This is a genomic window from Brevundimonas sp. FV1ye7S, from assembly GCF_058680995.1.
Map to the genome: position 1 here is coordinate 1,503,802 of NZ_CM178726.1, position 25,309 is coordinate 1,529,110.

At 66.2% G+C, this 25,309-nt stretch carries 21 protein-coding genes and 2 tRNA genes; 11 read left to right on the forward strand and 12 right to left on the reverse strand.

Annotated features, from left to right (window positions below; translation table 11 throughout):
• Window position 1: 1 nt before the first annotated feature.
• Window positions 2-1,516: an exopolysaccharide biosynthesis polyprenyl glycosylphosphotransferase gene (locus tag ACW18C_RS07135; RefSeq protein WP_492073984.1), complete on the reverse strand. Its 1,515-nt coding sequence runs from the start codon at window positions 1,514-1,516 to the stop codon at window positions 2-4.
• A 124-nt stretch (window positions 1,517-1,640) separates the two neighbouring features.
• Between ACW18C_RS07135 and ACW18C_RS07140 the strand changes: the two genes are divergently transcribed.
• Together ACW18C_RS07140 and ACW18C_RS07145 are read left to right on the forward strand one after the other, a co-directional pair.
• Window positions 1,641-1,732, forward strand: a tRNA-Ser gene (locus ACW18C_RS07140).
• A gap of 129 nt (window positions 1,733-1,861) precedes the next feature.
• Window positions 1,862-3,661, forward strand: a complete 1,800-nt coding sequence (locus ACW18C_RS07145) for an acyl-CoA dehydrogenase (RefSeq protein WP_492073714.1) — start codon at window positions 1,862-1,864, stop codon at window positions 3,659-3,661.
• Window positions 3,662-3,680: 19 nt separating this feature from the next.
• Here ACW18C_RS07145 and ACW18C_RS07150 read toward each other — a convergent pair whose 3' ends face one another.
• Genes ACW18C_RS07150 through ACW18C_RS07160 form a run of 3 tightly spaced genes read right to left on the reverse strand, consistent with a single transcriptional unit; the run spans window position 3,681 to window position 6,318 of the window.
• Entirely contained in the window at window positions 3,681-4,847 is a 1,167-nt protein-coding gene (locus ACW18C_RS07150) for a glutathionylspermidine synthase family protein (RefSeq protein ID WP_492073716.1), read from the reverse strand.
• Between the two features lie 3 nt (window positions 4,848-4,850).
• A complete protein-coding gene (locus ACW18C_RS07155; RefSeq protein WP_492073718.1) occupies window positions 4,851-5,606 on the reverse strand; it encodes a PspA/IM30 family protein in 756 nt (251 codons plus the stop codon).
• 16 nt (window positions 5,607-5,622) lie between these two features.
• Window positions 5,623-6,318, reverse strand: a complete 696-nt coding sequence (locus ACW18C_RS07160) for a YjfI family protein (protein WP_492073720.1) — start codon at window positions 6,316-6,318, stop codon at window positions 5,623-5,625.
• A gap of 93 nt (window positions 6,319-6,411) precedes the next feature.
• Here ACW18C_RS07160 and ACW18C_RS07165 point away from each other — a divergent pair, with 93 nt between their 5' ends.
• The 9 genes from ACW18C_RS07165 to ACW18C_RS07205 all read left to right on the forward strand — a co-directional run bounded on the left by ACW18C_RS07165 (window position 6,412) and on the right by ACW18C_RS07205 (window position 18,880).
• Window positions 6,412-7,443, forward strand: a complete 1,032-nt coding sequence (locus tag ACW18C_RS07165) for a potassium channel family protein (protein WP_492073722.1) — start codon at window positions 6,412-6,414, stop codon at window positions 7,441-7,443.
• A 3-nt stretch (window positions 7,444-7,446) separates the two neighbouring features.
• Window positions 7,447-8,094 (forward strand): YjfK family protein, encoded by a 648-nt coding sequence (locus tag ACW18C_RS07170; protein ID WP_492073724.1) that lies wholly within the window; start codon window positions 7,447-7,449, stop codon window positions 8,092-8,094.
• A 26-nt stretch (window positions 8,095-8,120) separates the two neighbouring features.
• On the forward strand, window positions 8,121-8,534 hold the full coding sequence (locus ACW18C_RS07175; RefSeq protein ID WP_008261051.1) for a DUF350 domain-containing protein: 414 nt from the start codon (window positions 8,121-8,123) through the stop codon (window positions 8,532-8,534).
• 5 nt (window positions 8,535-8,539) lie between these two features.
• The gene (locus ACW18C_RS07180) at window positions 8,540-9,163 is read left to right on the forward strand and encodes a DUF1190 domain-containing protein (protein WP_230307696.1); all 624 of its coding nucleotides are present in this window, start codon (window positions 8,540-8,542) and stop codon (window positions 9,161-9,163) included.
• 193 nt (window positions 9,164-9,356) lie between these two features.
• A complete protein-coding gene (locus ACW18C_RS07185) occupies window positions 9,357-12,125 on the forward strand; it encodes a TonB-dependent receptor (protein ID WP_492073727.1) in 2,769 nt (922 codons plus the stop codon).
• A 231-nt stretch (window positions 12,126-12,356) separates the two neighbouring features.
• On the forward strand, window positions 12,357-12,860 hold the full coding sequence (locus ACW18C_RS07190) for an RNA polymerase sigma factor (RefSeq protein WP_492073729.1): 504 nt from the start codon (window positions 12,357-12,359) through the stop codon (window positions 12,858-12,860).
• An 84-nt stretch (window positions 12,861-12,944) separates the two neighbouring features.
• Window positions 12,945-13,943, forward strand: coding sequence for a FecR family protein (locus tag ACW18C_RS07195; protein ID WP_492073731.1), 999 nt, complete (start codon window positions 12,945-12,947; stop codon window positions 13,941-13,943).
• Window positions 13,944-14,105: 162 nt separating this feature from the next.
• Window positions 14,106-17,012, forward strand: coding sequence for a TonB-dependent receptor (locus tag ACW18C_RS07200; protein WP_492073986.1), 2,907 nt, complete (start codon window positions 14,106-14,108; stop codon window positions 17,010-17,012).
• Window positions 17,013-17,065: 53 nt separating this feature from the next.
• The gene (locus ACW18C_RS07205; protein WP_492073733.1) at window positions 17,066-18,880 is read left to right on the forward strand and encodes a Ca2+-dependent phosphoinositide-specific phospholipase C; all 1,815 of its coding nucleotides are present in this window, start codon (window positions 17,066-17,068) and stop codon (window positions 18,878-18,880) included.
• A 632-nt stretch (window positions 18,881-19,512) separates the two neighbouring features.
• Here the strand turns inward: ACW18C_RS07205 and ACW18C_RS07210 are convergent.
• The 8 genes from ACW18C_RS07210 to ACW18C_RS07245 all read right to left on the reverse strand — a co-directional run bounded on the left by ACW18C_RS07210 (window position 19,513) and on the right by ACW18C_RS07245 (window position 25,283).
• Window positions 19,513-20,616, reverse strand: a complete 1,104-nt coding sequence (locus ACW18C_RS07210; RefSeq protein ID WP_492073735.1) for an aspartyl protease family protein — start codon at window positions 20,614-20,616, stop codon at window positions 19,513-19,515.
• A 322-nt stretch (window positions 20,617-20,938) separates the two neighbouring features.
• Window positions 20,939-21,028 (reverse strand) — tRNA-Ser (locus ACW18C_RS07215).
• An 86-nt stretch (window positions 21,029-21,114) separates the two neighbouring features.
• Window positions 21,115-22,065: an NUDIX hydrolase gene (locus tag ACW18C_RS07220; RefSeq protein ID WP_492073738.1), complete on the reverse strand. Its 951-nt coding sequence runs from the start codon at window positions 22,063-22,065 to the stop codon at window positions 21,115-21,117.
• 2 nt (window positions 22,066-22,067) lie between these two features.
• Complete coding sequence (locus tag ACW18C_RS07225) at window positions 22,068-22,661, reverse strand: HD family hydrolase (RefSeq protein ID WP_292148061.1); 594 nt, start codon at window positions 22,659-22,661, stop codon at window positions 22,068-22,070.
• A 159-nt stretch (window positions 22,662-22,820) separates the two neighbouring features.
• On the reverse strand, window positions 22,821-23,630 hold the full coding sequence (locus tag ACW18C_RS07230) for a hypothetical protein (RefSeq protein ID WP_008264116.1): 810 nt from the start codon (window positions 23,628-23,630) through the stop codon (window positions 22,821-22,823).
• A gap of 68 nt (window positions 23,631-23,698) precedes the next feature.
• Window positions 23,699-24,559, reverse strand: a complete 861-nt coding sequence (locus ACW18C_RS07235) for an AAA family ATPase (RefSeq protein ID WP_008261076.1) — start codon at window positions 24,557-24,559, stop codon at window positions 23,699-23,701.
• Between the two features lie 63 nt (window positions 24,560-24,622).
• The gene (locus ACW18C_RS07240; RefSeq protein ID WP_492073740.1) at window positions 24,623-24,820 is read right to left on the reverse strand and encodes a hypothetical protein; all 198 of its coding nucleotides are present in this window, start codon (window positions 24,818-24,820) and stop codon (window positions 24,623-24,625) included.
• Window positions 24,821-24,845: 25 nt separating this feature from the next.
• Window positions 24,846-25,283 carry a hypothetical protein gene (locus tag ACW18C_RS07245; protein ID WP_008259506.1) on the reverse strand — a complete coding sequence of 146 codons (438 nt, stop codon included), beginning with the start codon at window positions 25,281-25,283 and terminating at the stop codon, window positions 24,846-24,848.
• Window positions 25,284-25,309: the final 26 nt, after the last annotated feature.

Consider the following 25,309-nt stretch of genomic DNA (forward strand, 5'->3'; position numbering starts at 1 on the left):
CTCACCGCACGGCCGCCCGGTCGCCCAGCAGGACGGGGATGGTGATCAGGATGATCCACAGGTCCAGCCAGAAGGACTGGCGCTGGATATAATCGATGTCCAGCTCGACGCGGCGGCGCACCTCGGCCTCGCTGTCCACCGGTCCGCGCGACCCGCAGACGGCGGCCCAGCCGGTCATGCCGGGCTTGATACGGTGACGGTGGGCGTATTCGGCGACCAGAAGCGCGGATTCGGTCTCGCCGGTCCTCATGCCGATGGCGTGAGGGCGCGGGCCGACCAGGGACATCTCGCCCCTCAGCACGTTGAACAGCTGGGGCAGTTCATCCAGGCTGGAGGCGCGGATGAAGCGGCCGACGCGGGTGACGCGGTCGTCGTCGGCGACGACTTGGCGGCTGGCGGTCGCATCGGCGTCGCAGTGACGCATAGAGCGGAATTTCCACACCACGATGGTCTCCTGGTTGAAGCCATGGCGACGCTGACGGAAGAAGACCGGGCCGGGGCTGTCCAGCCGTACGGCCAGGGCGATCACCGCCATGACCGGGGCGAAGGCGACCAGGGCCAGGGCGCCGATCACCACATCCTGCACTCGTTTGACGAAGGCGCGGCGGTCGGCGTCGGGAGCGGACCCGATCTCGGCCAGGGACGGACCGGCCAGACGATTCAGCGCCGCCTCACGACTGGCGTCGGAATCGAACAGGACGGTCAGGGGATTGGGCAGGGTCTCCAGACGGCGCGTCAGATCCCGCACCCGCGCGCCCGCATCGGCGTCGATCGCCAGAACGATCCGGTCGACATAGGGCAGCATCCGATGGGTCAGCAGGGCGTTGGCCCCGCCCAGCACCGGCACCCCGGCCAGACGGTCGGGCGAGCGGGCCAGGCGGTCGTCAAACACGCCCAGCACGTTCAGGTCGCGCCGTTCCAGCGCCCGCCGGATCAGGGCCTCGGCGTTCCGGGTCGCCCCGACGATGACGATATTGGGCGACAGCAGGCCCTGCCGTCGCCAACGCGCCGCCAGCACCCGCCATAAGCCGTGCAGGGCGACCAGACAGACCGTGGCCGCAAGACCCCAGGGTAAAACCGGCCCCAGGCCGTGCCCGTTCAGGCCCAGGCCGACCAGCAGCGCCGCCATGATCGCCAGGGCGACGATCCCGACGACCCCGACCAGATGGAGCAGGGGCGTCGGCTCCGGTCCGAATCGATACAGGCCCAGGCTGCGCAACAAGGCCAGGGCGACGACGACGCCGGTGGCCAGGGGCAGGACGGCGCCGACAGTCAGGGTCTTCACATCCAGAGACCCCAGCGACCACAGGGCCACAACGGCCAGACCGACCACAGCCAGAACGTCAGCGGCGCGGAAATAATAGGCGGCCAGCCGCACGGTCGAGCGCTGGCGCGCGTTGCGCCACACCTCCGGCCGGAACGGGCCCCGCTCGGCATGCGGCGCGAGGCTGGCGACGGCGCGGTCGTTCGCACTCGCTGCGGTCGGCGCGGCAAGGGGACGGGCGCAGTCGGGCATGTCGATCCGGAGTTTCCGCACGGCCGCCACCCTGCATGCGCCGCCTCTATGTCGCGTTAACAACAGGTCTTTGGTTCGAACCGGATTGCACGACGCATCATGCTCGGCTATCGAGCCCTTCGCTGGAGACGTGGCCGAGTGGCTGAAGGCAACGGTTTGCTAAATCGTCGTACCCTGTAAGGGGTACCGAGGGTTCGAATCCCTCCGTCTCCGCCATCTTCCTTTTCCAAGAAATCTGAAACTCGGCGGCGGTTGTGTCGGCGATGTCGTCGAACTTGCCGCTTCGAGAGCGGCGACCTAGGCTCATCAGGTGTCGCCGTAAGGCGGCGTCTCCGGAGCCTTCGCATGTCTGACGCCTCGCTGATCCTGTCCCGGCGCGATCTGGATTTCATTCTGTACGAATGGCTGGAGGTCGAGCGGCTGACGCAGCGGGCGCGGTTTGCGGATCATGACCGGGTGTCGTTCGACGGGGTGCTGGATACCTGCGCCCAGCTTGCGGCGGATATGTTCGCCCCGCACAATCGCAAGGCCGATCAGAACGAGCCGACGTTCGACGGCGAGCGGGTGACGATCATCCCGGAAGTCGCCCAGGCCCTGGCGGCGTTCCGCGAGGCCGGGCTGTTTTCGGCGTCCCAGGATTATGATCTGGGCGGGCTGCAACTGCCCAATGTGATCGAGCGCGCCGGCTTCGCCTGGTTCCAGGCCGCCAATGTGGGCACGGCCGCCTATCCGTTCCTGACGATTGGGGCGGCCAATCTGCTGAAGACCCACGGCACGGCCGAGCAGATCGACGCCTATGTGCGACCGATGCTGGAGGGGCGGTTCTTCGGCACCATGTGCCTGTCGGAGCCGCAGGCCGGCTCGTCGCTGGGCGACATCCGCACCCGCGCGGTTGCGCAGGCCGACGGCAGCTATCGGCTGTTCGGATCCAAGATGTGGATCTCGGGCGGGGATCACGACCTGTCGGAGACCATCGTCCATATGGTGCTGGCGCGGATGGAGGGGGCGCCGGCGGGGGTGAAGGGGATCTCGCTGTTCGTGGTTCCCAAACACCTGCTGGATGAGAGCGGCGCGCCGGGCGAGCGCAACGACGTCGTCCTGGCCGGGCTGAACCACAAGATGGGCTATCGCGGCACGACCAACACCCTGCTGAACTTCGGCGAAGGACGGCATGCGCCGGGCGGGCAGGGGGGCGCGGTCGGCTGGCTGGTCGGGGCGCCGAACCAGGGGCTGGCCGCCATGTTCCACATGATGAACGAGGCGCGGATCGGTGTTGGGGCGGGGGCGGCGGCGCTGGGATACACCGGCTATCTGCACGCCCTGGACTATGCGCGCGGCCGGCCGCAGGGACGGCCAGTTTCGGCCAAGGATCCCGCCAGTCCGCCCGTGTCGATTATCCAGCACGCGGACGTGCGCCGCATGCTGCTGGCGCAGAAGGCCTACGCCGAGGGCGCGCTGGGGCTGAACCTGTATTGCGCGCGGCTGACCGACGATCAGACGACGGCCGAGGACGCGGCCGAACGGGAGCGGGCCGGGCGGTTGCTGGACATGCTGACGCCCATCGCCAAGAGCTGGCCGTCGCAATGGTGCCTGGAGGGCAACAGCCTGGCGATCCAGGTGCTGGGCGGATACGGCTATACCCGCGACTATCCGGTCGAGCAGTTCTATCGCGACAATCGGCTGAACCCGATCCACGAGGGCACGCACGGCATCCAGGGGCTGGACCTGCTGGGCCGCAAGGCGATCATGGACGGCGGGGCCGGGCTGAAACTGCTGGGCGAGACGGTGATGGCCACCGTGGCGCGGGCGTCGGGCGATCCGGATCTGAACCCCTATGGCGAGGCCCTGGCCCAGGCCATGGGGCGGATCGGCGCGGCCACGGCCACGGTCTGGCAGGACGGCGACCCGGAGCGGGCCCTGGCCAACGCCTCGACCTATCTTGAGGCCGTGGGCCATGCGGTGCTGGCCTGGATCTGGCTGGAGCAGGCGCTGGCGGCGGCGGGCAAGACCGGCGACTTCTATGACGGCAAGCGTCAGGCCGCGCGCTATTTCTTCCGCTGGGAACTGCCCAAGATCGGGCCGATGCTGGACCTGCTGGTCAGCAAGGACGACACGACGCTGGCGATGCAGGACCGATGGTTCTGATCAGGCGGAGGGTTGAGCGTCAGTCGCGGATGAAGTGGGGCACGAAGCGCGAGGTGTTGCGGGTGATGCGCCCCTGATCCTCGCGCAGGCTGATGCCGGCCGGTTCTTCGCCGACGACCCAGGAGCCGACGATGACATAGTTGTCGTCGAAACGCGGCGGATTGTGCAGGGCCTGACGGATGTAGCGGCCCTCGCCGTAACCGCCGTCCACCACCTCGGCGGCGCTGAGGCCCTGATCGATCAGTTCGACATTGTCGCCTTCGCGCGAGAACAGGGGCTTGCGGACATAGGAGGTCCCCAGGGCCGTCGCCTTAGGGTCGCCCTCGAAATAGGATTCCAGCAGATTGGGGTGGCCGGGGTGGCGTTCCCACAGCAGGGGCAGGATGGCCTTGTTGGACAGGATGCTCTTCCACGCCGGCTCCAGCACCGTGACCTCTGCGGTCGGCAGGGGGGCGGCGTAGTCGTCGCGCAGCATCTGCTCCCACGGATAGAGTTTGAACATGGCCTGGATGATCCAGTTCTCGTGGTCCACGAACCGGCCCTCTTCGTTCAGGCCGATCTGATCGATAGCGACGAACTGGGGGTCAAGCCCGGCCTGGCGCGCGAGATCCTCGAGGAAGCGCACGGTCTGGCGATCCTCGACGAAGTCGGCGTCCGAGCTGAAGTGGAGAAAGCCGCCGTCCGGGAAGATGGCGCGAAACCGGTCGACCAGCTTCTCGTGCAGGCTGTTGAACTGGTCGGCGTCTGCGGGCAGGACGCCGGCGGCGATCTGGTCCTCCAGCCACAGCCATTGGAACACCGCCGTCTCATAGATGCTGGTCGGGGTGTCGGCGTTGTATTCGTAGAGCTTTGCCGGACCCGCGCCGTCATAGGCGAAGTCGAACCGGCCATAGAGGGACGGCTCCTGCCGTTTCCAGCTGTCGGCGACATAGTCCCGCATCGGCTCGGGAATATCGAGCTGTTCCATCAGGCGCTCCGACTGGACCGCCTCATTGACGAGGTCCAGGCAGAGGCCGTGCAGTTCGGCGGTCGGCGCCTCGATCCCGTCCTCGATCTCGGCCAGCGAGAAGGCGTAGGCCGCCGTCTCGTCCCAATAGGGTTTGCCGTCGGTATGGCGCCAGGTGAAGCCGAGTTCCTCGGCCTTGGCGTCCCAGTCGGTTCGGGGTTCGAGGCGCAGACGCTCCATGGTTCAGGCCGGGTCCTTGTCGGGGGTCGCCACGCCTGGAGTAGATTGGCCGATGCGCGGCGTGACCACGGTCACGTCCGGCTGGCTGAGGCGAGCCAGAACGTCGTCGGCCGAAGAATGACCGGGCAGGATGCCGGCCTCGCGCAGCTTGGCGTCCAGGTCGGCGCCGGTGCGGCGGTCTTCCAGGGCCTGGCTGGCGTTCAGTTTTTCTTCCTGGATCGCCTGGCGCTGCTTGATGCGTTGCAGGCTGTCGGCCGCCGAGCCGATGCGCGACTGGGCGCCGGCCGAGTTCAGGGCGACCGAGGTCTGGGCGCGCTGGACGGAGTCGTTGACCTTGACGATGTCGATCTCGCGACGAAGCGTCTCGATCTTCTGGTCGGTCGAGGCGATGGCCGTGCGCAGACGCGTCTCGGCCGTCTTCATGTCCTCGATCAGCGGGCCGCGGCTGGTGATCTCGACCTCCAGTTCGGCGATACGGCCGGCGACTTCGCGGGCCAGCTCGGTCTTGCCCTGTCCCAGGGCGGAGCGGGCCGAGCTTTCGTATTTGGCGATCTGGTCGCGGAAACTGGCCATTTCGTTTTCGGCCATGCGGCGGCGCGCCACCAGGCCGGCGAGGTCGTCTCTGGCCTTGCCTTGAGCATTGTCGGCGTCGCGGATTTCCTGGTCGAGGATCTTCAGGGCGTTGGCGTCGACGACGCCCTGGGCGGCGTCATGGGCCGAACCGCGGAACAGGGCGGAGAGTTTTCTGAGCATGGACATGGTCGGGGTCTCCGGATCAGGCGGCGTCGGCGCCGAAGGTTTCACGCAGTTCGGTGGCGTCGATCGCATTCTCGGCCAGGGTGCGCAGTTCGATGAGGATGGTCTGCAAGGTGGTCTTGCACGACAGTTCGCCCATCAGCTCATACACGTCTTCGCCGCCGACGTTGGTGATGGCGAAGTTGGACAGGGGCACCACGCGCTGGGCCTTCAGCAGGAATTCGTTGAAGGCGTGGCGGTCGGCCTGTTCGGCGACGGGCCACAGCAGGACCGAACAGACGATCTGGGCGCCGCCGACGCTGAGATAGACCGGCAGGTCGCCGTATTCGTGCATGGTCGCCAACAGGACGGGCTCGGCGCCCTCCAGCACGCGCAGGGTCATCTCGCCCTCGCGCAGCAAGGGGGATTCATCGAGCGCCGCCTTGATGGCGGGCACGGTCCAGGGGGTTTCGATCACGGCGTCCATGTGGTGGTCGTCTCCAGGGGGGATGGAATGAGAAGTGGGGCGGCGCGAGCGGCCGGCAAGGCTCTGAGCAGCAAGCCGGGGGCCGCGGGTGGAATCGGTGACGATGGCGCGGACGGCGGCCTTCACGTCGTCGCGAGCGGATTCAGGCACCCAGAGCTCCAGCTTGACCAGTCCCGCCTCGCGACGCGCCTGTCGCCACGCACGGATGCGGTCATTGGCGGCGGACGAGGGCGGGGCGGTTGCAGGCATGTTTCATGAAACGCGTAACATGAACGCTTGACTTCGCCTAGGGGTCTGCGATCAGTTGGCGCGGACCAAGGGGATGGCATGTTGCTGCCGAGGATGAAACTCGCGCTGATCTTCGACCGGGCGTTTCACGCCATGGCCGACATGCACTGGCGGGTGCTGACCGGTCTGATCCTGTTTCATGCGGTTTCGTCCTGGTTTCTGCTGGCCCTGGCGGGAGAGACCGAGCTTCATCCGCCTGCAACTTTCATCTACTGGTACGCGACGACTGCCTATACCGTAGGTTATGGGGACCTCAGCCCGCAAGGCGCAGCCGGACGGCTGATCACCGCGATCTGGATATTCCCCGGCGCCATCGCCGCCTTCACGACCGTGGTGGCCAAGGTTCTGGGCGCAATCGGCGATATCTGGCGCGTGCGCCGCGCCGGAAAGGGAGACTATTCCAAGATGACCGATACGATCATTCTCATCGGCTATCATCCGGCCCGAACGCCCAAGATGATCAGCGAACTGTGCGCTGAACTGAACACGACCCAGACCCTGGTCCTGATGACGCGCCAGGTCATCGCCGATCTGGATTCGCGGGTTCGGTACGTCCAGAGCGAGAGCCTGACCTCCGCCGAAGGATTGGCCCGCGCCGGCGCGGCCGGCGCAAGCCGGATCCTGGTGTACGCCGACAACGATTCCGATACCCTGACCGCGACTTTGGCTGCATCGGCCGCAGCGCCTGCGACGGCGCATATCGTCTGCTTCTTCGAGGACGCGGACAGCGCCCGCCTATTGGCCCAGCACTGTCCCCACGTCGAAATCGTGCTGTCGTCGGGGCCGGAGATGCTGGCCCGCTCGGCCCGCGACCCTGGCTCGAGCCAGGTGATCAGCGCCCTGACCAGCCAGTTGGACGAAAGCGCCACCCTGTTCAGCCTGAAATGGCAGGGCGGGGTTCGGTCAGTCGGCAATCTGACCCAGGGACTTCTGGACCACAACGCGACCCTTCTGGCGCTGCAGCCGCAGGGCGCCGATGCGCCGCGTTTCAACCCGCCGGCCGAAACGGACGTAGAGGCCGGCGACCGCTTGTTCTATGTTTCGTCCGTCCGGCTGGATCAGGCCAGCCTGGCGGGAAACGCGTAAAAGATGTTCAAGAAGCTCTTTGGATCATCGAACAAGGTCGAGCCGGCCTCCAAGCTGGCGACCGTGCGAAACATCACCGTGGGTCGGACGGTGTCGCTGGATCCGCTGGCCTGGCGCCGGTTGGGCGACGAGACCCATTTCGTGCTGGATCGGGACGTGCTGGACATCTCGGCCCAGGGCCTGGTCAGTCTGGACAGCGGCCAGTTCGTCCACCGCTTCTACACCGACGATCACGTCATGCTTCAGGCCATGAGCGACGACGAGGCGGGCGCCGAAAGCTATGATTTCAGCCTGTTCATCCCCTGGACCTCGGCCTATCCGCCCGGCGAGCGGGAACGCCGGATCTGGCGCGACCGTCTGTCGGCGCCGGTCTTTCACGGTGCGGCGGAGGAACTGCCGGACTATCCGCGCTTTTGGTTCGCCGAGAGCGACGCCGTTCAGCCGCCGGTCACTCTATGGGAGACCATCTGGGACGACCGGGCGGCGACCACGCCCTACGCGAGGATCTTTCAGACCTGCATGCTGTACGCGCGCGAGCTGGCGGACGGCCGCGAACTGATGATCGCCCTGGAGCAACAGCCCGAGGGCGGCGAGACCACCCACGAAATCATGATCGGCATTCCATTGGAAATGGCCGAGTTCCGCGCCTGACCGCGCGATCCGAAAGGGAAGACTGAATGTTCGACTGGTTCATTTTTCAGCAGGGCGCGATCGCCTTCCTGATCGCCTTCGCCGTCGCCGGCGCCTTCACCCTGGCCTTCAAGCTGGTTTACCAGTGGGTCACGCCCTATCACGAGCATACGCTGATCCGTGAGGGCAACACCGCCGCCGCCATTGCGCTGGGCGGGGCCCTGATCGGCTATGTCCTGCCCCTGGCCTCGGCCCTGTCGCACACCGTCAGCCTGATGGAGTTCGCGGCCTGGGCCCTGTTGGCCGGCGTGATCCAGATCGTGGTCTTCGTCGCCATCAGCCGCATGGCCTTCCGCAATCTGGTGGCCCGTATCGAGGCGGGCGAAATCGCCGCGGCCGTCTATCTGGCCTCCATCTCCATCTGCGTCGGGCTGCTGAACGCCGCCTGCATGACGTCGTGACCGCCATGACCGATCCCAAGGACCTGCCCAAGACGGAAACCATGCGCCGGCTGAAACGGTCGCGCATCCTGCATGTCAGCAGTCTGATGGCGACCGCCAGCTTCTCGCTGGCCGCCTGTAGTTCGCCTCAGGTCCGGGCGCCCGAGCCCGAGCCGGAACCCGCCCTGGCCTACGCCAGTCTGGACGAATGCCGCGCCGCCAACGACATCCCTGACGACCAGTGCGACGCCGCCCTGGCCAAGGCCCAGGAAGAAGCCGCCAAGACCGCGCCGCGCTATGCGACGCGCGAAGAATGCGAAGGCCAGTGGGGGCCGTCGCAATGCCAGCCCAACAATCAGGGCGGCAACGGCTCCTTCTTCACGCCTCTGCTGGCGGGGTTCGTGGTCGGCCAGTTGTTGAACGGCGGCGGTTATCGCGGCGGCGGCCCGCTGTATCGCGACCGCGAGAACCGCTACTCGAACGGCTACGGCGGCGGGTACACCTACCGCGACTATCGGACCGGTCGCACCGTCGCCAACGCCCGCGAACATGGCGATGTGGCGCGTCAGGCGCCGGCCCGGGTTCAGAGCCGCACGGCCGTCGTGTCGCGCGGCGGCTTCGGCGGCGGCGGCCGGAGTTACGGCGGCTAACCGTTTCAGGCGGAACAGTCAGGCTGACAGCGGCTCGTCAGGCGTCCTTCAGGGCGTCCGGCGGGCCGTTTTGCTGTCCGGAAGCGGCGAACGCGACAGCGCCGTGAAGTTTGAATGAAAAGGCCTGTCACACATTGAGGGGCTGCGAGGCCCGGTCGTTGAAGCGCCTAGAACTCACTGGGGGCTACCTGAAATGAAGAACCGAATCCTGGGCACCACGGCTTTCGCCCTGGTCGCCGCGTCGCCGTTCGCCGCCCTGGCGCAATCGGCCGATCAAGCCGTCGTCACCGCGCCGAGCGCGGCTGAAGCGACCGAGATCAACGAAATCATCGTCACCGGCTCGTATCGTCGCAGCCTCGAAGAGGCGGTGGACATCAAGCGCAAGACCGTCGGCTTCTCGGACTCGATCGTCGCCACCGACGTCGCCAACTTCCCCGAGCAGAACCTGGCCGAGGCGCTGCAGCGCATCCCCGGCGTGACCATCGAACGCAACAAGGGCCTGGGCCAGCGCGTCAACGTGCGCGGCCTGCCCAGCGAGTTCACCTTCGTCAGCATCAACGGCCTGGCGACCGCCTCGGGCAGCGGCGGCCGCGACGTCGAGTTCGACATCTTCGCTTCGGAAATCATCCAGCAGGTGACGGTCCAGAAGTCGCCGCGCGCCGCCGACGAAGAGGGCGGCATCGCCGGTTCGGTCAATATCTCGACCGCCCGCCCGTTCGACTACGCCGGCCGCCGGGTCGTCGGTTCTGTCGAGGGCGCCTATAATTCGATCTCGGAAAAGACCGATCCGAAACTGTCCTTCCTGGCCAGCGACACCTGGGGCGACCTCGGGGCCTTGGTGTCCTTCTCGACCGCGCGCCGGACCAACCGGACCGACTCTAACTCGGGCATCAACTTCCGCCCGATGACCCGTTTCCTCGCCAACTCGACGGGCGCCCGGGGCGCCCAGGCGATGGCTGTGCTGGCGCGCGACGCCGGCGTCGTCGTTCAGAACCGCGCCAATACGGCTGAGACGGACCGCATCATCTTCCAGGACAAGGTCGGCGACCGCGCCTATCTGAACACCCAGGACCAATGGGGCGGCGCCCTGTCGCTGCAATACCGTCCGTCATCGAACTTCAGCCTGGCTTTCGACGCCCTGATCGGCCGGTACGAAACCACCGAAGACGAATATGACGCGGCGGCCTATTCGGCCTCCAGCCGCTCGACGCTGGAAACCATCCACGAGTACGACAAGACCACCCTGGCTGACTCCGGCCTGATCGTGCTGCGCGACGTATCCTATACCCTTACCCAGCATGAGATGCTCAGCAAGGAGCGGATCAACGAGACGGACTATCGGCAGTTCGGGACGGAACTGAACTGGAGCGGCGACAGCTGGAAGCTGCATGCTCTGGCCGGCTATTCCGGCGCCGAGAAGACGCTGGACTACGCCAACCTGAAGCACACGGTCTATGCGCCGTCGCGGACGCGCTGGACGGCCCAGGGCGGTGAGACGATCAAGAGCGCCAACCCGGCGTCGATCGACATGTACAACTCGCCGTCCAGCTATCTGTTCGAAGGCTACGAGACGTCGCTGGAGCAGATCAGCGACGACAAATACGCCGCCCAGATCGACTTCACCAAAGACCTGAATCTGGACTTCTTCCCGGCCCTGACCAGCGTCCAGGTCGGCGCCCGCTATACCGACAAGTCGAAGGAGCGCCAGTACGGCTCCCTGAACATCCAGGGCACCGGCGCCGGCAAGGTCGACTACCTCGGACGCCCGATGTCGCAGAGCGAACTGACGGCGATCAGCGATCTGGTCCCCGGCGGCGCCTACAGCGTCCGTGACCTGTCCTGGAGCCAGGTGTCCAACGACTACGCCCGCCGCACCTTCCGCTACGACGGCTTCTACACGCCGTTCAACGTGGGCGACTATTACGAGGTGTCGGAAGAGGTCGTGTCGCTGTACGCCATGGCCGACCTGAACTTCGACCTGGGGCCCGTGCCGGTCGCCGTCAACGGCGGCGCTCGCTACGTCGACACCTCGATCACTTCGTCGGGGTACCACCAGATCCAGAACCCGAACGGTTCGACCGGCTATACGCCCGAGCCGGTGTCGAGCGACGGCAGCTATGACAAGGTTCTGCCCAGCCTCAACATCACGGCCGATCTGACGGACAGCCTGATCTTCCGCGCCGCAGCTTCGGAAACCCTGATCCGCCCGGCCCTGACCGATCTGGCCTACAAGCGCACGGCCAGCTGGAACTCGTTCCGCTTCACCGACGGCAACCCCAATCTGAAGCCGACCTACGCCAAGCAATGGGAAGTGGGCCTGGAACAGTATCTGGGTGACGGCGGTCTTCTGGCCGTGTCCTACTTCTGGAAAGAGATCGAGGGCGTCGTTCGCCAGGCCCTGACGGGCACGGTGCCGAACGTGACCAAGTACAACGCCAACGGCTCGATCGACGGCGTCTACACCTTCGACGTCTATCAGCCCATCAACGAGCCGGGTTCGTATGAAGTCAGCGGCGTCGAACTGGTGGCCGTCGTGCCGTTCGGCCAGTTCTATGCGCCGCTGGAAGGCTTCGGCATCAACGCCAACTACACGGTGCTGGACAGCTCGCTGACGTCCACGACAAAACTGGGCATCAGCATGCCGCCCGTCGGTCTGGCCGACAACACCTACAACTTCACCCTCTACTACGATAACTCGAAGTTCCAGGCGCGCGCGTCCTATAACTTCAAGGACAAGTACGTCGAAGGAATCGGCTACGAAATGTACCCGATCTGGCGCGAAGGCTATGGTCAGATCGACCTGTCGGCCAGCTACAATGTGACCGACAGCCTCCAGATCAACCTGGAGGGCATCAACGTCACCGACGAGGCGACCAAGGGCTATACGATGGATCCGTCCTTCCCCACCATGTACGAACTGTCGGGTCGCCGTATCAACCTTGGCCTGCGGATGGAGTTCTGATCCATTTCCGGAACGCCAAACCATGGTGAGGGCTGCGGACGGCCGACGTCGTCTGCAGAACTTCCAGCCGGCCGCTCATGCGGCCGGCTGAGGCGCCGGCTCGCTTCGGAGCCGTGACCATGGCAGCAGTTCAGACCATCACTTCTGATCCCCTAGAGGTTGGCCTGGCGCGACGTCCCCTCCGCAAGAGGGGACGTCTTTGCGCGTTTGGCCAGCGGGAAGACGGCGACCATGTCGGTTGACCGTCTTGTCGTCGAACTGCGCCGCGACCTGATCGGCTATCTCCAACGCAAGGGGCAGACGATCGAGGACGCCGAGGACGTGGTGCAGGAGGCCTTTGTTCGGTTTCATCGCGCCGGCCACGATCTTTCAGGCGCCGACGCCCGACCCCTGTTGTTCGTGATCGCCCGCAATCTGCAGACGGACCGCTGGAAATCGGCCGGCCGCAAGGGCGTGCGCGGAACCGACGACATCCACGCCCTGGACGCCGGCCCGCGGGCCGTGGCCAGCGACGCCCCCGCCGCGGACCAGCATCTGATCGGCCGGGAAAACCTGGCCGCCGCCGCCCGGATCATTCGCGCCCTGCCGCCGCGAACGCGCGACGCCTTCCTGCTCAACCGGTTCGAGGGGCAGACCTACAGCCAGATCGCCAAACGCCTGGGGGTTTCGGTCAGCATGGTCGAGAAACACATCGCCGAAGCCCTCCGTCAGCTGAAGATATCGCGAGAGGGTTGAGGTGTCGTACCCCTGTGTCGTTGTGAATATTGAAGGCGTCGGCGCCCTATCCCCCTGCCGCGTCCAGGAGCGTTTCGTTCGCGCATGATCCAGCGCCTGACATCCCTGTTTGATCGTCGGCCGCGAACCGCCGAAGACTGGCTGGCGCGCATGCGTCGGCCGACCGTCCCCGCGCGCGATCAGGCGGCCTTCCTCGATTGGTTGGAGAAAGACGACAACCTGCCAGCCTACGAGACCGCGAAGGCGCGTCTGGCGGGCCTCGCGCCTCTGGCCGGCGCCTTCGAGGGCGATCTGGCGCGGCTGCGGGCGCGCAAGCCCGCGAACACTGGCCGACGAATCCTGATCGGCGGTCTCGCGACCTCGGCCGTTGCGGCCATCGCCGTCCTGATGATCCTGCCCGGCCTGGGATCCCAGAGCGCCGACAAGGGGGCGGTGGTCTACGCCAGCGCGCCCGGCGAAATCACCGATCTCGCCTTGGAGGACGGCTCTCGCGTCACCCTGGACGCCGATTCGCAAATCCGGGTGCGGTTCGAGGATGACGTCCGGCGCGTCGTCCTGTTGCGGGGCGCGGCCTATTTCGATGTCGTCCACAATCCTGCCCGCCCGTTCCAGGTCGCTGTTGCGGATCGGAATGTCATCGTCACAGGCACGCGGTTCACCACCACCTTGCGGCGGAACCGGGCGGAGGTCTCCTTGCTGGAAGGGCGTGTCGCCATCGGCCGCCATGACGTCGGCAAGAGGCGTTCGCTTGATCACGCGGTGATGCTGGCGCCCGGCCAGAAGGCCGTCTTCACCCCCGGCCTGGACCGCGTCCATCTGAGCCGTCCGGACGTCGAGTCCGCCACGGCCTGGCGCGAACGGCGCTTGATCTTCCATGACGCCCCGCTGTCCGACGTGATCGCCGAGGCTGCCCGTTATGCCGACCGGCCGATGGTCATCGCCGATCCCGCCCTGGCGAAGACGAGGGTGACGGTGGTGTTGCCCTTGACCGGACAGGTCGGACTGATCGACCGCATGGACGATCTGTTGCCGATTTCCATTGAACGGACCTCGGACGGTCGCGCCCTGATACGAGCAGACTAGGTCAGTGCAGGCTGGGGCCATCGCAGAGCTGTCACGCGGTCGCGCTAAGGATCGACGCTGAACTTCGTCCCATTGTCCTAAGGCCTGCTCCGCTTGAAGCCGTTCGCACCATCGACGCCGCTCGGTGCGCGACGTGTCGTTGTCGCGGGGGCGGTTTTGTCTGTGCTGGTCAGCGGGGGATGGACCGGGCGCGCCCATGCGCAGGACGGGACACTGACGTTCGATATTCCGGCCCAGGACGCCCGCCGTGCGCTGGTGGATCTTTGCGTGGCGGCGGGATGTGAACTGGCTTTTGTCGCCTCGCCGGGCGAAGCGCGGCGCAGCCGTCCCGTTCGGGGGCGCATGACCTGGCGCGCGGCGGTGAGCCGGATGCTGGACGGCGCAGGCCTTCAATACCGCTTCATCGGCGCCCGTGGCGTTCGGGTCTGGGCGGCGCCCTCGGCGCCGGATCGGCCGCAGCCCGCAGCCCCGACCGAGCTGGAAGAGGTGACGGTGGTCGGCCGGCTGTCGGAACAGATCGAGGAATCCCTGCGCCGTAAGCGCCAGGCCGACGTCATCTCCGACAGCGCCTCTTCGACCCGGATCGGCGAATTGCCGGCCGCCAATCTGGCCGAGGCCCTTCAGCGCGTGCCTGGCGTCGCCATCGAGCGCGAGGTGGGGGAGGGACAGTTCGTCAGCGTCCGGGGCCTGGGCCCCCTGTTCCAGTCGGTGACCCTGAACGGCGCGCCGGTGGCCTTCAACGAGAACATCCGCAACTCGACCCAGAGCGGCCGCCAGTTCCGCTTTCGCGCCCTGTCGGCGGACCTGCTGGCCGGCGCGCAACTGACCAAGTCCGCGACGCCGGATCTGATCGAGGGCGGAATCGGCTCCAACATCAATATCGAGACGGTCGGGGGGCTGGATGGCGATCCGTTCCTGAGCCTGCGGGTCGGCGGCGCGGCCGAGGCGCGACTGCGGGACCCCCGTCTCGACCTGTCCGTGGCCGGGCGGCTGGTTTCGGACGACGGCGACTGGGGGCTGGTCGGCGGCCTGTCGCAAGAGGGACGTTCGGTTCTCTACGACCGTTTCCAGATTCAGCGCTATCTGCCGGTGGCCCTGGACGGTGAACAGGTCGTGGCGCCCAGCGACGTCCGCACGACCGTCGAACAGGAGGACCGCCTGCGCCGGAGCTTGTTCCTGGGGGGAGAATGGCGGGCGTCGCCGTCCGTCCATCTGCGGTTCGACAGCCTGGTCTCGACCTTTGACAACGCCATCCGCGAAGACCGGATCGTCTATGGCCTCGGCAAGCTGCTCGAGGCGGACGATGCACAGGCGACGATCACCGACGGGGTGGTTTCGGCCGGCGCCGTCCAGTCCGGCACGATCGACAACAACACCGAGTTCTCGGATCAGGCGCATCTGAACATCGTGGTCTCGGGAATGGCCCGGGTGATGCTGGGGGCGTGGAGGTTTCAGCCGCGGGTCAGCCTGTCGCGCGCACGATCGAAACTGGATACGCCGCTTGAACGCCTCTCTTTTCGCGCGCGCCTTTCGCCATCCTACAGCTTCGACGTGGGCGACGCCGTCTCCGTTCGAAAGGCGGCCCTGCTGCGGACCGACTTCGATCTTGACGACCCTTCCGCCCTGAAATGGAAAAAGCTGGGCGTGCGCGCCATCGAATCCGTCGATGACGACGCCACGGCCCTGATCGACATCGGCCGGGCTGCAGATGTCCGGATCGGCGGGCTGAGCCTGTTTGACTTTCGTTTCGGCGGCCAGGTCAGCGACCGGTCTCGCGACTATCAGCGCCGGGACCGCGAAGCCGTGCTTGGACCGGGAAAGACGCTGAGCCCGGACTTCTTCAGTTCGCGCATTCAGAACGGCGTCTTCGATCAGGTTATCGACGAACATCCAGGTTCTTGGGTCGTCGCGGACTTCGCACCCTTCCAGACCGCCTTCATCCTCCCGGGTGAAAGCGACAGCATCGCGGTCTCGCCGGGCGACCTGAAGCCCACCGGCGCCGACCTGCAGAACTCGTACAAGGTGGGCGAACGGGTCGGCGCCGTCTATGGGCGGATCGACTTTGAAGGCGAAGCGGGATCGGCGCCCTTCTTCGGCAATCTGGGCCTTCGCCTTGTGGCGACCCGGACGGCCGTGGACGGCGCGCTGCTGACGGCGGATGACAAGGGCGTGGCGGCGATCCGGGGCGTATCTCATACGGGGTCGGATATCCGTCTGCTTCCCAGCCTGAACATCGCCTTCGACCTTGATCAGGGGCGCCGGCTGCGGTTGGCGGCGTCGCGCACCATGACCCGGCCGTCCCTGGCCGATCTGCGGCTGGCGACGGCGCCGGCCAGTTCCCTGGTCTCGTCCATCTACGAGCGCGGACAGGCCGAGATCGACGATCCTTCGCCGGGTTCGCTGTTCGTCGGGGTGGGCGGCAACCCGGATCTCAGTCCCTACGTGTCGACCAATCTCGACGCCTCCTATGAATGGACCTTCCCTCAGGGCGCGCTCAGCGTCGCGGTCTTCCACAAGACCATCGACGACTTCATCGGACTGGTGGCCGCGCCGGAGATGCTGGTGTTCGAGACCCGGGCCGGTCCCCTGGTGCATGCTGAGGTGCTGATGTCGCGGCCGGCCAATCTGGGGCGGGCGGTCAGCCGGGGGCTGGAGGTCGGGCTCCATCGGCGGCTGCCTTCCGGATTCGGCCTTTGGGCCAGCGGGACCTGGACGGACGGCCAGGGGCCGGAGGGGTACAGCCTGGCGGGGGTGTCGCGCCTGGCCTATTCGATCAACCCCTTCTTCGAGCGGGGACCGGTCGCCATCGGCCTGTCCTGGTCCTGGCGGTCCGCCTTCCGATCCGAGGCGGACATGCAGGGGGGAGGGGTGTCGGACTTCACCGTGGCCGACGCCGGCTATCTGGACGCCCAGGCCTCTTTCGACATCGGATCGGGCGGGGAACTGGTGATCGCCGCCTCGAACCTGACCGACACGACCGACCTCGCCTATGAGCACGACACGCGACGCCTGCTGCAACTCGGCCGCGTCGGTCCCAGCGTCACCGCCAGCCTGCGCTGGTCGCTGTAACCCCACACCGCGCGGGGCCAGGCCCTTCCTGTTCCAAAACCAAGGAGTTCCCCATGTTCACCCTGATGGCCGCCCTGTTGGCCGGATCCGCCCTCAACGCCGTACAGCCGGCCTGTGATCTGAGTGCTTCGGACGTTCGGGCGGCGGGCGGCGACGCCTGTGCTGTGGCCTGGATGGATCGGCGTCTGGGGATGAACGATCTGACGGCCGTGGGGACCCATAACAGCTACAAGCTGCCGATCCCGGCCGCCGAACTGCAGGCCATGATCGCGGTCAACCCGGCCGCCGTGGCCCTGGACTATTCGCACCGGCCCCTGACCGAACAACTGGACGCCGGCGCGCGCCAGATCGAGATCGACGTGCTCAACGATCCGCAGGGCGGGCGCTACGCCCATCCCCTGTCCGCCCTGGGTCGGCCGGGGCAGGGCGCGCCGACCAGCGCCGCCTTCGCTGAAGCCATGGCCCGACCCGGCTTCAAGACCCTGCATATGCCGGACGTCGATTTCCGCAGCACCTGCCTGACTTTCGTGGCCTGTCTGACCGAAATCCGCGACTGGTCGCGCGCCCATCCCGATCACGCCCCGATCCTGATCATGCTGAACGCCAAGACGGGCGCGGCCTCCATGCCGGGCGGGGTGACGCCCCTGGATTTCGACGCCGCCGCCTGGGACGCCCTGGACGCCGAGGTCCGCTCGGTCTTCGACGCCGACCGGCTGATCACGCCGGACGGTGTCCAGGGCGATCATCCCACCCTGCGTGACGCGGTTCTGGCCGGCGGCTGGCCGACCTTGGGAGCCGCGCGAGGCAAGGTCTTCTTCGCCCTGGACGAAGGCCCGGAAAAGGTCGCCAGCTATCGTGGCGCGCGCCGCTCGCTGGAAGGCCGCGTCTTCTTCGTCAACACCGACGAGACCTCGCCGGCCGCCGCCTATCTGACGTTGAACGACCCCGTGGCCGAGCAGGCGCGGATCCAGGCCGCCGTTCGCGCCGGCTTCATCGTCCGCACCCGCGCCGATGCGGATACGGCCGAGGCCCGCTCCGGCGACGTCGCGCGCCGCAGCGCCGCCTTCGCCAGCGGGGCGCAATATGTGTCGACGGACTATCTGTGGGCTGATCCGCGCTTGCCGGGCTATGAGGTGCGGCTGACGGGGGCGGACGCCGCCGCCTGTAACCGGGTGCGGACCGAGACGCGCTGCGACGGTCTGGCGATTGAGCCGACCGGCGCCGCCGTCCCGCGCGGCTATCTGGCCAAGCCGGACCGGCCGGACCTGACCGCCGTCCTGGCGCCCCCGCCCGCGCCGGGTTCGCCACGCGACATCGCCAACCGGGGCGTCTTCCTGCAGACCCGCAGTCTGGAGGGCACGCCGCGCTGGGTGTTGGCGACCCACGACGTCACCGGGGACGCCTATGATCATTTCGCCGAGGCCTTGGGCGTGCGCCTGACGCGCGAAACCGCGCCGGTCCTGACGGCGTTGCTGGACCGGGCGGGCGACGACCGGTCTGTGGTCGGCGACGCCAAGACCCACTGGGCCACCAAACGCCCCTATATCGGCACGGACCAGCCGATCTGCGAAGCCAAGAGCGACCATCTGGCCGGCAATCCCGACTATCCGTCCGGTCACTCGGCCCATGGGGTGCATGTGGCGATGATCCTGGCCGAACTGGCGCCCCAGCGCGCCGACGCCCTCTATGCGCGCGGCCGCGAGTTCGCCGAGAGCCGCTACATCTGCGGATCCCACAGCTACAGCGCTGTCGAGGCCGGCATCCAGTCGGGCATGGTCATCTATGGCGCCGAACAACGCTCCGACGTCTTCCGCCGCGACCTGGAAGCCGCCCGGGCCGAGGTCCAGGCCGCGCTGGCGGCCCAATAAGGCAAAGGCGCTCCGTCGCGGCGTGATCGCGGCGGAGCCCTGCAGCCTTCAGGCTTAGGAACACGGGGGCGTGGCCCGATCCGAGCCCTGCTGATTCAATTCGAAAGGTTGATTTCGCCGGCCCCGTTTTGGGCGCCAAGGCGAATGGCGGAGGGTGTCCGCTTTGGTGCTAAAATAGTTGTACTATAACAATGAGATAATTATATTATCCAGCTCTACCCACGTATTTACCCACGCACGTTAGGTTATACTCGGCAGCTGGACCGGGCCTCAGCAGATTCGAATTGCGCCTGCAAATTCGCTGATTGGTCATGGCAACGAGACGGGTCTTAGAGTGGGCCAGTGACCCCTCCTGACTCAACGCGGCTGTTGGGCAGGTCTGCCTCCGGGCAATAACCTATGTCGTTGCAACACGACGACAACCAGCTTCCCAAGCTGAATGTCGAGGGTTCGATTCTCCCTTTCATCTGCTCAAATTCAATGACTTAGAGGGAGCTTTGCGCCGCGTTTTGTGGTTTTTGCAGTCGTTTTGAAGTTCAGACAGGTTCGTTCTCGAGAGTGAGGTGCTTTCTGTGACTGCAGTGACTTTAAGCTCAGGACTTAATGATCTTCTGGATCTATGAGGCCTGAGCCTAAATCGTTGCTTCCGTCGTCAGGGAAACTTGGTTGACCACGCCCTCTCTCTCGAACGTAACGGGGATGGTTTCACGGCATCCGCACGCCGCCACCTTGGCCATTGATTCTTGATCCGAAGGTATCGGCCTCGCTCCTCCGAGAGTGACGATCCGATCGCCGAGCCGCAGCCCGGCCTTCAGCGCTGGACCGTTCTCTGCGAGACCAACGACGAGACCCGGGTTTGTCTCGTCGGTTCGAAAATCGACGCCCAGCCCAATCCAGCTTTGACGGGCACCAGTATCGGCAGAAACGCGTACGCGTGAGTGTTGCCTTGCAAAGCTCCAGTCGCGTAGCCGCATTGCGTCGAGGCCGAGCAAGCCGCCCAATTGCAGCCGACGGATAGAGATCGGATTTCCACCCGTGCGCACCCGGAACAGCACATCCCTAAACTCCGCGTCGCCACAGCTGAGCGATGGCACGCGGATCGCGCGAACGCTCGGGCCGGCAGGAGTGAGATAGCGAAGAACGCACACGCCTCCTGCGGCGATTATGGCTTCCGCCACTGACGCATCAACCCAGGAAAGGTCAGCGCCGCTATCGATGAGGAGGGGGAAAGGGGCGCCGTCGGCGTGAAAGTTGCCGATGGGCACCGGCGCGCGGCGCATCTCGAGGGCCGTTCCATTGGTCAGCGATGCGCTGGGAAACACCTTGGCACGCGAAAACGCCAACGTGAACTGATCCAGTGTCGCCGCCCCAATAACGCAGTCGACACCGAGCTGTATCTCATCAGGGACGATGGCCCATCGTCCGGCAGGCGTCGGAAAGCTCGGTATAGTCAGGTTCACGGTCGAAGTCGTTTTGACCCGAACTTCCCCGCGAGAGGTGTTCAGACGAAGATCTCGGTCACCGACAACGCCTAGCCGGCGTGCAAGCGCTTCCGAAATGGAGGATATCCTGGCTCCGGTGTCGAAGGTCACCTTGACCGGTTGTCCCGCGACATTCGCGCCAGCCAAGAGCGCCCGCGCGCCATCCAGCTTCAGATCTGCGCCTTGTGTCTGAGCCGAGCTATTTGCGGCACATCCCCAAGCCAATCCCGCGACGAGAAACGATCGTCTGTCCATGAATATCCTTGAAGTCATACGGCCGGAGGGCGACCACCCTCCGGCCGCCGATCTTACTTGCTTTGGACGATGACGCTGCCGTCGTTGCCGTTGTACAGGCCGCCCCCATCTGCATACATCCCTGGCTCCTTTGCGCGCCCGACAAAAAGGGCGCTCAGTCTGGACATGCGCCGCACTTCTACCCTCGTCGCTACCCACGTTTCGGACTTGGATTGTGACGCGCGGTTGCGGACCTGTCCACACGACGGCGGATCTAGGTGTAAGAGTTTATTCGATTATTTGGACAGTCCTGCACCTGGGTGGACGTCCAGGAACAGGCGAATGGCGGAGAGGGTGGGATTCGAACCCACGGTACCCTTCCAGGCACGCCGCATTTCGAGTGCGGTACATTCGACCACTCTGCCACCTCTCCGCGGTGCATAGTCGCTTGGTCGAGCGAGCGGCTTCTCTAATGGCAGGCGCGCCGCATCGCAAGCGGTCTGTGAAAGAAATCGGACGCTATCTTTGCGCAGGCAGGGACAGGCCCGGCGCGGCGCCCGTCTGGGGGTCGACGCCCTTGAATCGAAACAGTTCGGCGGGGCGTCCCCCGGTGGCCGAGGACAGTTGTCCGGTGGGTTCGACCAGGCCTGTGCGTTCGACGCCGCGACGGAAATTCTGCTTGTGCAGCGTCAGGCCCGAGACGGCCTCGGCGGCGGCCTGGAGTTCCGACAGGGTGAAGAGGCCGGGCGTCAGGTCGAACAGGACCGGGCGGTATTTCAGCTTGCTGCGCAGCCGGCCGAGACCTGTCGCCAGGATGCGCCGGTGGTCCGATCCCATGGGCGCGCCGGGCAGCAGGGCCGAGGCCTCGGGCGGCGTCTGGCGCGCGTCGCGCCAGGCCTCGGCGACCAGTCGCGCCTCGTACAGGAGCTCATAGCGTTCCAGCACCCGTTCCTCGTTCCAACGGTGGTCGGGCGTCAGGGCGAACAGGGCGCGGGCGCGGGCCGTGCGGCGGTCGTCGGCGCCGGACCAACGGGCCAGTCCCTCGACCAGGGCGGCGTGCAGGGCGGGGTTGTCGGCGCGACGATCCTCCCACGGGAAGAAGTCGAATACGGCGTCCCAGTGCGCGTCGTGGGTCTGGCCCTGGGCGGCGTCCGGGGTCAGGGCCAGATAGCCGACCGAGACCTCGCGCCTCTGGTCTGGAGTGGGGGTGGCGCGGGGCGTGGCGCGACCGGCGTCGCCGAAGGTGTAGAGCTGTTCGACGAAGCCCAGGCGGAAGCCCGTCTGGTCGGTCACGAAGTCGCGCAGAGCCCGTTCGAACGTGCGGTCGCGCACGGGATCGAACGGGCCGAAGGGCAGGGCGCGGGCGCCGTCCTCGGCCTGGGTCGTCAGGACCACGGCCCGACGGTCCTTCAGCGCCATGACGACGACCGACAGGCCGATGCGCACGCCCTGGTCCGCCGGTCCCGCCATGCCTATTCCGTATGCCAGGCGTCGTCGGCGGGCAGGAGGCCGACCGCCTTGGCCAGGACCTGATAGCGTTCCAGATAACGGGCCTGGGCGATGGAGGCCGGCTGGGGTTCGATGACCAGGCTGTAGCCCGGCGGGGGCGAGCCGAAGATGCCCAGGGATTCCTTTTCGTTGAATCCGGCCAACTGCGTCGCCTCGAAAAAGGCGCAGGCCTTGTCGGCCTTCTTGATCAGGGTCTTGATGGTCTGCGGCGTCTTGGGCGGCAGGCCGTAGCGGACGTGAATGGCCGCCTCGAGCCGGGCCTCGAAATCCTTGTAGCCTTCGCCCAGGGCCGCCTTGAACGGCGAGATCATGTCGCCGATGACGTATTCCGAGGCGTCGTGCAGCAGGGCGGCCAGGCGCCATTTCGGGTCCAGGCCCGGCTTGATGTGGGCGGCGATCTCCTCGACCACGACACTGTGCTGGGCGACCGAGAAGGCGTGTTCGCCGATCGTCTGACCGTTCCAGCGCGCGACGCGAGCCAGGCCGTGGGCGATGTCCTCGATCTCGATGTCGAAGGGCGAGGGATCGAGCAGGTCCAGGCGTCGGCCCGACAGCATGCGCTGCCAGGCGCGGACTTCGGTCTTCTTCTTGGGGCGCTCGGCCAAATCGTCGATCCTGATGGCTTGTGGGCTGGTCAGGTGACGCAAAGCGGCGCGGGGATCAAGGCGGCAAGGGCGAATCGGATCGATCAGCGTCGCATCCAGCGTGGAAAACCGTCAGTTCCCGACGTTCAGAGCGACCAGATCCTTGGCGGATTCGAACACCCGGTCGTTGGTGGCCTTGGACCGCACAGTGGCGATGACCAGGGGGCCGCCGACCGGACCGCGCGCCACGAACCCCACCTGACGCCAGGCGCCGGCTTCGACATTGTCGTCGGCGAGCAGGAAGGTCATGCGGGTGGCGTCGCCGGGCGCCTGGGTGCGGACCTGGGTGGTTTCGCCGTTGGACTGGACGCTGACGTTGCTGGTCTCCGTCCGCACGCCCTGGCCGTCCTTGGACTGGATGTTGATGCCGGCGATACGGACGGAGGCGTTGTCGCCCTGGGTCTCTATGTGGATGCCGGGCAGGCTGACGGTGGCGTCTTCGCCTTTGGTCCTGATGTTGACGCCCGGCGCCTCGACCGAGGTCTTGTCTTCGCCCGTCTGACGCTCGCGGGCGTCGATCCGCACCGCCGCCTGCGGCATTTCATCGGACAGGCGGCGTTCGTAGTCCCGCAGCACCTGATCGGCCGAACGACCGTCCAGCTTGACCAGATAGAGAACCACCTCGGACCCGCGCGGCCCGCCATAGGTGCAGGATCCGCCGCCGGGGCTGGCCGATCCCTTGCGGGTCAGGACGTTCAGGGCGTCCGGGCATTGCAGGCCGTCCACCACCTTCAGCACGCCCAAGGGCGTGTCGTCCGGCGAGGTGGTCGTCGTGGTGGTGATGCGAACCGCGTTTTCGCCGTCGCACGCCGCCAGGCCGGCGCTCAGGCTTGCGGCCATTAGGCCGGCGGTCAGAAGACGATACGGGGCGGTAACGCTCATGTTTGCTATTGTGGGCGCTGGGCGGCGTCGATCCAGTGAAATCGCGGTAATGCCGATCAACCGCCCGATCAACCGCCTGGGCGGCCGCCGTCGCGCCGACCCAGGAAGGCCAGCCGTTCGAACAGGTGGATGTCCTGCTCGTTCTTCAACAGGGCGCCGTGCAGGGGCGGGATCAGCTTGTTCGGCGTCTTCTCCCTCAGGGTCTCGGCGTCGATATCCTCGACCAGCAGCAGCTTCAGCCAGTCCAGCAGTTCCGAGGTGGACGGCTTCTTCTTCAGACCCGGCGTGTCGCGGATCTCGTAGAAGGTCTTCAGGGCTTCAGCGACCAGGCGGGGCTTGATGCCGGGGAAGTGGACATCGACGATGGCCGACAGGGTCTCGGCGTCCGGGAAGCGGATGTAGTGGAAGAAGCAGCGGCGCAGGAAGGCGTCCGGCAGCTCCTTCTCGTTGTTTGAGGTGATGATCACGATGGGGCGGATTTCGGCCCGGATCGTCTCGTCGATCTCCTGGACATAGAATTCCATCCGGTCGAGCTCCTGCAGGAGGTCGTTGGGGAATTCGATGTCGGCCTTGTCGATCTCGTCGATCAGCAGCACGGGGCGGGCCGGGGCGGTGAAGGCCTCCCACAGCTTGCCCTTCTTCAGGTAGTTGCGGACGTCGTGAACCCGCTCATCGCCCAGCTGGCTGTCGCGCAGGCGGCTGACGGCGTCGTATTCATACAGGCCGTTGTGCGCCTTGGTCGTCGATTTGACGTGCCAGGTGATCAGGGGCGCGTCGAAGGCCTTGGCGATCTCGTAGGCCAGAACGGTCTTGCCCGTCCCGGGCTCGCCCTTGATCAGCAGAGGCCGTTCCAGCGCCACGGCGGCGTTGACCGCGACCTTGAGGTCAGCGGTGGCGATGTAGCGATCGGTGCCTTCGAACCGGCCCATGAAAAACCCGCTCCGTGAATGTCACGAAGCGGGTTAGCGGATCGGATCGGGTATGAACAGCGATCAGGTGATGTGTTTGGCTGACACCGGGTCGCTGGCGGGGAAGGTCTCTTCGACGCCTTCGTCAACCAGAGCCTCTTCGCGGCTTTCGGCCTCCTGCACCTTGTCCTTCAGCTGGTCCGTCTTGCCCTCCTCGGCGACGATGCGTTTCGCATAGGGAGTATCGGTGGATGCGTCGGCCTTGGCGTGGGGATTGTTCATGTCGTCTCCTTAAGGGATTGGCGGCTCAGGGGGCCGGATCAGGGGTTTGATCGGGCGCGTAGCCCAGTTGTTCGATGTCGTCGTCGTCGAGACGTTTGGATTCCCAGTGGGCGGCGCTGGCCTGGGCCCCGCGCTCGTTTTCCATCAGGCCGGAATAGACCAGCTCGACCTCATCGTCCGCGCGCAGATTGTTGCTGTCCGCGTCAGACTGGCTCAGGGTTTCGCCATCCACGCCCAGCAGGGCGTCGGCTTCGCGCGCGATCCCGTCGAGAGCGAGTTGATCGTCGATGTCGAGATCGTCCTCGTCGAACTCATCCTCGTCGGCGTCGCCGTCCGCCTGGGTGACGTCCAGCACCTGTTCGGCCTCGTCCAGCAGGATGTCGCCTTCGCCCTCGTCGTCGACATGGGTTTCGTCGAAGACCTCCGACTGCTCCTGGTCGTCCTGGTAATCGTTGTCCGGCATGTGCGCCTCCTCTGCGAAGAGGAAAC